We start from the raw sequence: 9,328 nt of genomic DNA, 5'->3' as shown, positions 1-9,328 counted from the left end.
CGTCTTGTACGTCGATGACCAGTCGTAGCCCCTCCGCGTGATCGTTCGGGCAGTGCCGTCCTCGACAATGACTTGCGTCCGGTAGCCATCATACTTGATTCGTGAATCCAGTTGTCCCCTGTCGGCGGCACCTCGACAAGCGTGGGGAACATTGGCCGGATGAACTTCAACATACGCGAACTCGGACAGGACCGAATTTAAATTAGATTAAGCTAAAATGGTTGCAAAGGAACGCACCAGACGCTTGGGCAGCTCCGGAGCACCTTGAGGAGCGTGATCTTGATCCAGCGGCTGCAGTTGCTGGAGCGCCACCTGGCCGGCGTCAAGGAACGATTCCGCCCTCCCGGTGTTTCAATCTCATGACAAACATCACGAAAGGCCGGGGAATCGCGATGGCGGCCGAAGTCGCCAGTGCCACGCAGCGCCTCGAACGGGCCGAGCTCGCGATTGAGCGCTCGGAAAAAATAGTGGCCCAAAACATCGAGCGGTCCGGCAGGATTCGGCGTCGAGCGCCGCCACCTAGATGAGCATCGTGTTAAAGCCACTCGAATGTGGCCAAGCACCACTTCGCCGATCTCGCTTTTGTCGGTCTTCTTCAACGTCAGCGCGAAGACCACGGTCTCGCGCGCTGGCATGTGCGGGTAGTGCGCATGGTTCGGGAACACGAGGTCGCGCGACTTCGGCGCAACGTCGACGGGCCGACCAGGATGACGAATTCACCTGATCCAATGTCGACCGACACGCCATGAATAACTCGGACCGTGCCATAGGCTTTCTCGATACCTGATGCGGTGAGCGCACTCATGCGCCTTTGGCCTTAGAAAGAGACCTTGTCGCTGCCTTTCAGCCTCAAGAGACAGCATTGCAAGCCTTCGGCAGAGCAATCAGCTTAGGCAACGGATCGGTCCGTTGGCAAATTCGGGTCCGATGTCGGCCTCGCGCGGACCTTTGACCAAATCGGCGCTCGCCGTAGTCGCAACGGTTGCGCCGAGGTGCTTGGCAAGCTGGATCGCGACACCTCCCCGCCGCTAAATTGAGCCATGTTGTGCCCTGTGGCCTGGGTTGTGTTGGCCATGCGAACGTGTAAGTTGTAGCTAATTTAGGGGTGGGGTGAAAATGGAATACGGTTCCAGGAAGGTCACCCTGTTGGGCGGCCTGGCATCGACCAGGCGGATCCGGATGCTTCTGGCTTCCACGGCGGTCGCGACCAGTCTCGCAACGCTGGCGACAGGCATTCCCGCTTCGGCCCAATCCGTGTCGATCTCCGGCGACGTGGATCCGACCCCCGCCGCATCGCCCAATTGGAACGTAGGGGGCCAGCTGTTTGTCGGCAAATCCGGTACCGGCACGCTGGACATCGAAGCCGGCGGCACGGTCGCCAGCACATTCGGCTTTGTCGGTCGTGACCCTGGCTCCATCGGCACGGCGACTGTGACGGGCACCGGCTCCACCTGGACAAACAGCGGCGAGCTCACTGTCGGCCTTTTCGGCAACGGCACGCTGAACGTCGAGGACGGAGGCAAGGTCACCGACTTTAACGGCTACATCGGATATCACTCGGGTTCTACCGGCACGGTGACGGTAACCGGCGCGGGCTCCACCTGGACGAACAGCGGCTGGCTCTTTATCGGCTATGCCGGTGGCGCCGGCACACTGACCATCGCGGCCGGCGGCGTGGTCACCAACACGGCGGGCTCCATCGACTCCGGCACGGCGACGGTGACGGGCGCCGGCTCCACCTGGACGAGCAGCCTCGATCTTACTGTCAACGGCACGCTGAACGTCGCGGCCGGTGGTGCCGTAACCAACAAGCAGGGCTTTATCGGCAATGGCTCGGACTTCTCCGGCACGGCGACGGTGACGGGCACCGGCTCCACCTGGACGAACAGCGGCGAACTTTATGTCGGCTTTAACGGCGGCGCGACGCTGAGTGTCGAGGACGGCGGCGCTGTCAGCAACACGAATGGCTATATCGGTACTTTCGCAAGCTTCACCGGCACGGCGACGGCGACGGTGACGGGCGCGGACTCCACCTGGACGAACAGCGGTGCACTTTATGTCGGCAGTTCCGGCACCGCGACGCTGAACGTCGAGGACGGCGGCGCTGTCAGCAACACGGACGGCTACATCGGGGTTTTCGCAAGCTCTACCGGCACGGCGACGGCGACGGTGACGGGCGCGGACTCCAGCTGGACGAACAGCGGCGACCTTTATGTCGGCCGTTCCGGCACCGGCACGCTCGACGTCGAGGAGGGCGGCGCCGTCACCAACGCGGTCGGCTACATCGGATACGACGCTGGCTCCACCGGCACGGCGACGGTGACGGGCGCGGACTCCGCCTGGACGAACAGCAGCGAACTTTATGTCGGCCGTTCCGGCACCGGCACGCTCAACGTCGAGGATGGCGGCGCCGTCACCAACACGGTTGCCTACATCGGATTTAACGCAGGTTCCACCGGCACGGCGACTGTGACGGGTACCGGCTCCACATGGTCGAATAGCGGCGTCCTCTACATAGGCAGTAGCGGTGATGGTACGCTCAACGTCGAGCACGGCGGCGCCGTGACCAACACGGTCGGCTACATCGGATACCTCGCTGGCTCCACCGGCACGGTGACTGTGACGGGCGCTGGCTCCACCTGGGCGAACAGCAGCGAGCTTCTTATCGGTCGTTCCGGCAACGGGACGCTGAACGTCGAGGATGGCGGCGCCGTCACCAACACGGTCGGCCGCCTCGGATTTCAGCCGGGTTCCACGGGCACGGCCACGGTAACGGGCGCGAACTCCACCTGGACCAACAGCGGCGACCTTTATGTCGGCGATTTCGCCACCGGCACGCTGACCGTCGCGAACGGTGGCCTGGTCAGCGATGCTACAGGGGCTATCGGAGTGACCTCGAGCGGCACGGCCATTGTAACGGGCGCCGGCTCCACCTGGAAGAACAGCGGCACGTTCTATGTCGGTTATGGGGGCACTGGCACGCTGACCGTCGCGGATGGTGGCGCAGTGAGCACCGGCAATGGGGCAGGCATTGCCCATATCGCCGTTCAGAGTAGCTCGACTGGTACGCTCAACATCGGCGCGGCCGCTGGGCAGCCGGCCGTTGCGCCAGGCACGCTGCAGGCTGCGGAGATTCGCTTCGGCGCGGGAGCGGGAACTCTCACCTTCAACCATACCGGGACGGGCTACACGTTCTCTCCGGCGATCACCGGTGCGGGGGCCATCGGACAGGTCGCCGGCACGACGATCCTGACCGGAAACAGTTCCGGCTTCACCGGGACGACGACGATTTCGGGCGGCGTGCTGCTGGTAAACGGAACGCTTGGCGATTCGAGTTCCTCGATCGACGTCCTGACGGGCGGCACGCTCGGCGGCTCGGGCACGGTGGGCACGACGACAGTCGCTTCGGGTGGCACGATCGCACCGGGCACCTCGATCGGGACGATGACGGTGAACGGCAACATGACCCTGCAGCAGGGCAGTCGTCTGGCCTACGAGGCGGCAGCACCGGGCGCGGATTTTACGACCGGTCAGGCGGATAGCGTCATGGTCAACGGAAACGTGACGCTCAACGGAGCCGTGCTCGATGTCGCCAATGCTGGCGGCTTCGGCCCCGGTCTTTACCGTATCGTCGACTACACGGGCACACTCACCGAGAGCAACGGCGGACTCACTCTGGGCGCCGTTCCGCCCGCATCGACGCTGTCGATCCAAATGCTGACGGCCGACAAGCAGATCAATCTCATCAACACCACCGGCCTGACGCTGAACCTTTGGAACGCCAACGGCCAGGCCGACGCCACCCACATGGGCGGCGGCGCTGGCAGTTGGTCGAACATGGCGCCGAATTGGACCGATGCGACGGGTGCGCTCACGGCGGCCATGCAGCCGCAGCCCGGTTTCGCCGTCTTCGGCGGCGAGGCAGGCACCGTAACGGTGGACGGCAGCGCCGGCGCAGTCCAGACGACCGGCATGCAGTTCGCGTCGGGCGGCTACGTGCTCACCGGCGACACGCTGACGCTGGTGGCCGACGCCGATCATCCGGCGCCGGTCGAAGTGCGCGTCGGCGATGGCAGCGCCGCAAGCAACGGTTATGTGTCGACCATCTCCAATGTGATCGCGGGCACCGATGGATTGCGCAAGACCGGCGCGGGCACGCTGGTGCTTTCCGGAACCAACATCTATTCGGGCGGCACTACCATCGAGGCCGGCACGCTTGCGCTCTCGGGAACGGGCTCGATCGGACCGGGTTCGCTGCAGATCGATGCCGGCGTATTCGACATCAGTGGTATTGGCGCTCTCGACATGACGATCCACAATCTTAGCGGCTCCGGCGGCACTGTCCAACTGGGCACCAAGGCCTTGACGATTGTCCAGGACCAGGATGGCAGCTATGGCGGCATCCTTTCGGGCACCGGCACGTTCATCAAGACGGGTGCGACATTTTCCTATGATGGCGACGGTTCCGGCTTCACCGGCACCACTTCCGTGGCCGGCGGCACCCTCCTCATCGGATCGGACGACGTACATTCCGGGGCAAGGCTCGGCGGCAACCTTGATGTGACGAATGGTGCCGTGCTTGGCGGCCACGGGACGGTCGGCTCCGGGGCTGGCAGCGTGGTGACTGTTCAAAGTGGCGGCACACTGGCGCCAGGCGCCTCTATCGGCACACTAACGCTTGACGGGGATCTCGTCTTCAACGCTGGCGCCAGCTTGCAGGTCGAGGTCGACCCGGCCAGCAGTTCCAGCGATCTGGTTCACGTAACCGGCGCGGCGACCATCGGCGGCGGCTCTGTCGCCCATATTGGTGTCGACGGCGGCTACAAGCCGTCTTCGACCTATACGATCCTCACGGCCGACGGTGGCGTTTCGGGTCAGTTCGACAGCGTGACTTCGGACTTTGCCTTCCTTGATCCGTTCCTGGCCTATGATGGCGACGACGTGAATCTGACCCTAAATCGCAACAACGTTGCCTTCACCGACTTTGCCCAGACATTCAACCAGAAGAGCACGGCCGGCGTGCTCGAGACGCTCGGATCGCTGAGCGCGCTCTACCAGGCCGTCGTTGTTCTAGCCAATGACGACGAAACGGTACGCCAGATCTTCGACCAGTTGTCGGGCGATGGATATCCCAGTGCCAATGGCGTCCTGGTGGAGGATAGCCAGCACGTTGCCGAGGCCGTCAATGCGCGCATCCGTTCGGCCTTCGGCACGGTCGCGGCCAGCGATGCGCCTGTCATCGCCTATGGCGAGGTGGCGCAGGGAGGCAGCAAATCCAATGAAGCCATCCATGGCATGCTGTTGCCGGCCACCACGGATCGCGCCGCCGCCTGGGCAACCGCCTTCGGCTCATGGCGCGACAATGACGGCGATGGCAATGCTGCGCCGATCTCGTCTTCCACCGGCGGTTTCCTCACCGGCATCGACAGCGCCTTCGGCGATAACTGGCGGGCAGGCGTCATCGCCGGCTTCAGCCATTCGAGCTTCAATGTCGATGATCGCGCGTCCTCGGGCGACAGCCAGAACTGGCATCTCGGCCTCTATGGCGGTGGCCAATGGGGCGCTTTTGGCCTTCGCGCCGGCGCGGCCTACACCTGGCACGACATCTCAATGGGCCGCCACGTCGCCTTCGCCGGCTTGGATAACAGTCTGAGCGCCGATTATGATGCCGCCACCGCACAGGCCTTTGGTGAGATCGCCTATGACCTGAAGGCCGGGCAGTTCGGTTTCGAACCATTCGCCGGACTTTCTTACGTGACACTCCACACCGATGGCTTCAGCGAGACAGGCGGTGCCGCGGCCCTGACGGCGTCCAGCACCAACACCGATGTGACGTTCACCACCCTCGGCCTTAGGGCATCCAGCAACTTCGATCTCGGCGGCACCACTGTCACGGCGCGCGGTACACTTGCCTGGCGCCATGCATTTGGCGACGTTACACCGATCTCCACCTTCGCCTTCGCTGGCTCCGACACGTTTGCCATCGCCGGCGCCCCGATCGCAAGGAATGCAGCGTTGATCGAGGCCGGCATCGACGTCGCACTCAGCCCCTATGCGAAGCTTGGCTTCGCCTATCAGGGCCAGTTCGCATCGGCCATGAAGCAAAACGGCTTCGATGCAAATCTGATGGTCAAGTTTTGAGGGACCTAAGGCGAGGCAGAGATCCATTCGCCTGACTGCGGTAACAGGTCACTTTCTAGTAAGCAAGAAGCTGACCGTCAGCCCGCGGCCCATGACAACGAGCTCAGGTGACTGATCTAACATCGGAAGTGACGCCGGCTTTTTGTGACAAGTCGCCTCAGGCATGGGACGACATGACCGATTTGAAGGTCAGGGCGGCAACACTGGGGTTTCCCGCCTCGATAAAGGTCGCAGCAAGCGAATCTACTGGTGACCGCCCGACCAGGGCGCCACAGATGAAGGCAAAGGCGGCCGAGGTCGAAACGTTGACGGCTAGCCCCTGTTTGCAACGGCCGGCTCCACGGCGGTCAACGGGGCTTCCAAGCTCCAGGTGACCCCATGCGGGCCGTGCTCAAGCTTTCCCTGTCCCCCCACTGCCGCAGGTGCCACCCGCTTCAATACCACGGTTCCAAAGCCGCCCTGTCCGATGCTCTGAACTTCCGGCCCATCGGTTTCAGCCCAGGTGAGATGGAGGAGCCTCGAAGCACCGGACCCGGTAATGGTCCATATGACTGAGATCTGGCCCTTATCCGCTGAGAGGACGCCATATTTGGCCGAGTTGGTAGCCAGTTCATGGAAAGCGATCCCGAGATACTGCACCGCATTGGCATTGAGGACCAACAATGGGCCCGACATGGCGATAACGTCTCCCCGTGGGAATGGCTGGGCTTGCGCCGCCAAAAGGTCACTGATCGTGGCGCCCTTCCAGTCCGCCGCAACCAGCAGGTCGTGGGAGCGCGACAGCGCCATGATGCGCTCGCGCACCTGGTATTCAAATTGCTTTGGCGTTTCCGATCGCTTGTTGGTCTCACGGATCATCGACAGGATGACTGAATACTGGTTTTTCACCCGGTGATTGACCTCGCGCATCAGCATGTGGATGCGTTGCTCGCTTTCCCTCGCCAACGTGATGTCCCGGGCAATCTTCGACGCGCCGACGATTTGCCCGGCTGCGTTACGCACGGGCGATATCGCCAGCGAAACCGGAACCAGGCTGCCATCCCTGCGCTGCCGTGTGGTTTCGAACGGTTCGACGCGTTCGCCACGCCGAATGCGTTCGAGGATACGAGGTTCCTCGTCCTGGTGGTTATCCGGAATCAGCATCGTCACCGACTGACCGATCGCTTCGTCAGCGGTATAGCCGAACAGCCGTTCGGCGCCCTGGTTCCAGCTCTTGATGATGGTGTTGAGATCCTTGCTGACAATAGCGTCGAACGAGGATTCCACAATCGCTGACAGATGCTGCTTGGCCTCTTCGGCACGTTGGCGGTCCGTCAGGTCCAATAGCATGTTCACGGCACCTATCAGGGTGCCGTGCTCATCCCGCAGCGGCGTGGGATAGGGCAGGAACGGGAAAAAAGATCCGTCCGGTCGCTGCGCCACGGCCTCCTGGTTGCGGACCGGCCGGTTTTCGTTGAGAGCGATCGCCATTGGGCACTCGTCGTGGGGCAGTTCCTTGCCGTCGGCAGTGAACAGCTTGAACGTCACGCACCATTTGTCCTTGCCGACGTTAGGCTCCCGTCCTGCCAGCTCGGCAGCAGCGCGATTATAATAAGTTATCGTACCGTCTTGATCAGTTGTGTAGATGGCGACCGGAAGGGCGTCGAGGATCTGGTGATAAGTATTGTCCTGTTGCCTCAGTTCGGTGCGGGCTCGCTCCAAGTCGGTCACATCGACTGTGAAGCATCTGGTGTTGATTAGCTTGCCGTCACGAAAATGGCCGCTCGAGGTGATTTCGACATGCTTGATGGCTCCGTCGCGGGCTCTCAGACGCGCCGGATACCTCGCGATCTTTTCGCCCCTGGTGAGGCGTTCCAGAATGTCCTCGATGACCGGCCGGTCGGGGTAGAAGTCGGCGATGTGCCGGCCGACATAGTCTTCTGCGGGATAACCGAGGAGGTCGAGCTCAGCTGTGTTGGCGTGCAGAATGATGCCATCCTCGCTCACCAGATGGAGAGCAACCGCGCCGTTCTCGAAAAAATCCTGATAATCAAAATTCGGACTGTCAGTGCCGGACATTTCCGGGTCTTTGAAGGCGACAACGTTCGCCTGCGGCAGTTCATTCATATTTCTGGCCCCGATATCAATTCAACCAGCTGTAACGTTGCTTGTGCCGGTATCGTTCCAAAGTCGCCGTTTTCGGGTGTTGCACGGCGGGCCGGCTTACCATTCTTACCGCACGCGACTTCATGCCAAGTCCTTGGTCGCTTACCACGAAACCTTGATCGCCCGGGCCAGAAGATGACCGGATAGCTGTGCTCGGCCGGCCGTGCGACTGGTTTAACGCAGGCGTTGCAGCAGCAGCCGCGCCTCACGGAATCGGTGCCGATCGGGCAAATCAGCTCCAGCCCGCTAAACTTGGTCGTCAAAGCCGCGTGCGCCGATCTGCTCTCCGCATTGAGCGAGCTCCGATTGCCACGACGCTCGTAACTCGTCTTACCGTGCCCGCCGTATTCGACTGGCCGGAGGGCTCTCGTGCCGGCGCCGAGCTATCCGGCGGACAAGGACGCCAGGGGCGCTCACAGCCCCAGTGCCGCAGCGACACGTTCCTGGAAATACTGCACTCCCCGCTCATGCCGCCCCGAGAGCGGGCCGGAGGTATAGGCCCCTGCGGCATAGTTGCGATGCGTATCGGCGCAGATGGCGTAGTCCTCGCGTACCACGGCCAGAGTGCCTTGCACAGATTTCGCCCTGCTCTCGGATGTTTCTGCAGCGATATCGGCAAAGAAGAAATGGTAATGCTGGTCTGTGTGATGCGGTGAGGTCGGATTGATCCGGCTAACGTTCATGCCGCCATCGAAAAGCGACAGCGTCCAGTTCGGCCACATCCAAAGCCATTTGCCGCGATAGAACAGACCGTCTTTCGGCGGTGCGGTCATCCGGACATAACCGGGATGGGCGGTGGTCTGGAAGGCTTCGAAGTCGATGGCAGCGTAGAACGAGGGATGTGTGCCAGGGATGTGGTAGCCTTCGACGAAATTGTCGGTGTAGATCTTCCAGTTCGCCGTAAAGCTGACGGTGGCCTGATCGGTGGCGGCATAGGTCTCCAACGGCTCGTCCGCCAGTTCGTCGGGCAGAGAGCCAAGTTGATCCAGAAGACTTTCCTTCGGGTCGAGTGCCGCGAAGAGCAGCCCGCGCCATTCCGACA

Annotated in this window: 4 protein-coding genes; 1 reads left to right on the top strand and 3 read right to left on the bottom strand. The window is 62.2% G+C overall.

Annotated elements, in window-relative coordinates:
• Nucleotides 1-212 precede the first annotated feature (212 nt).
• A complete protein-coding gene (locus EOD15_RS21520) occupies nucleotides 213-665 on the bottom strand; it encodes a hypothetical protein (protein WP_127408807.1) in 453 nt (150 codons plus the stop codon).
• A gap of 514 nt (nucleotides 666-1,179) precedes the next feature.
• Between EOD15_RS21520 and EOD15_RS21515 the strand changes: the two genes are divergently transcribed.
• Nucleotides 1,180-6,141 carry an autotransporter domain-containing protein gene (locus EOD15_RS21515; RefSeq protein ID WP_245463729.1) on the top strand — a complete coding sequence of 1,654 codons (4,962 nt, stop codon included), beginning with the start codon at nucleotides 1,180-1,182 and terminating at the stop codon, nucleotides 6,139-6,141.
• A 312-nt stretch (nucleotides 6,142-6,453) separates the two neighbouring features.
• Here the strand turns inward: EOD15_RS21515 and EOD15_RS21510 are convergent, their stop codons facing one another.
• On the bottom strand, nucleotides 6,454-8,247 hold the full coding sequence (locus tag EOD15_RS21510) for a PAS domain S-box protein (protein WP_127321077.1): 1,794 nt from the start codon (nucleotides 8,245-8,247) through the stop codon (nucleotides 6,454-6,456).
• A gap of 452 nt (nucleotides 8,248-8,699) precedes the next feature.
• The coding region (locus EOD15_RS21505; RefSeq protein ID WP_148129601.1) for an SRPBCC family protein at nucleotides 8,700-9,328 on the bottom strand (629 nt) is incomplete at its 5' end.

The organism is Mesorhizobium sp. M7A.T.Ca.US.000.02.2.1 (genome assembly GCF_003996995.1).
Classification (GTDB): Bacteria; Pseudomonadota; Alphaproteobacteria; order Rhizobiales; family Rhizobiaceae; genus Mesorhizobium.
Note: the sequence above shows the minus strand (reverse complement) of the source record. Positions and strands in the feature narration are given on the sequence as shown.

What these genes read in the sequence shown, in the direction of transcription:
- EOD15_RS21515 (WP_245463729.1), top strand. Translation starts at nt 1,180, where the DNA reads ATGCTTCTGGCTTCCACGGCGGTCGCGACCAGTCTCGCAACGCTGGCG.
- EOD15_RS21510 (WP_127321077.1), bottom strand. Translation starts at nt 8,247, where the DNA reads ATGAATGAACTGCCGCAGGCGAACGTTGTCGCCTTCAAAGACCCGGAA.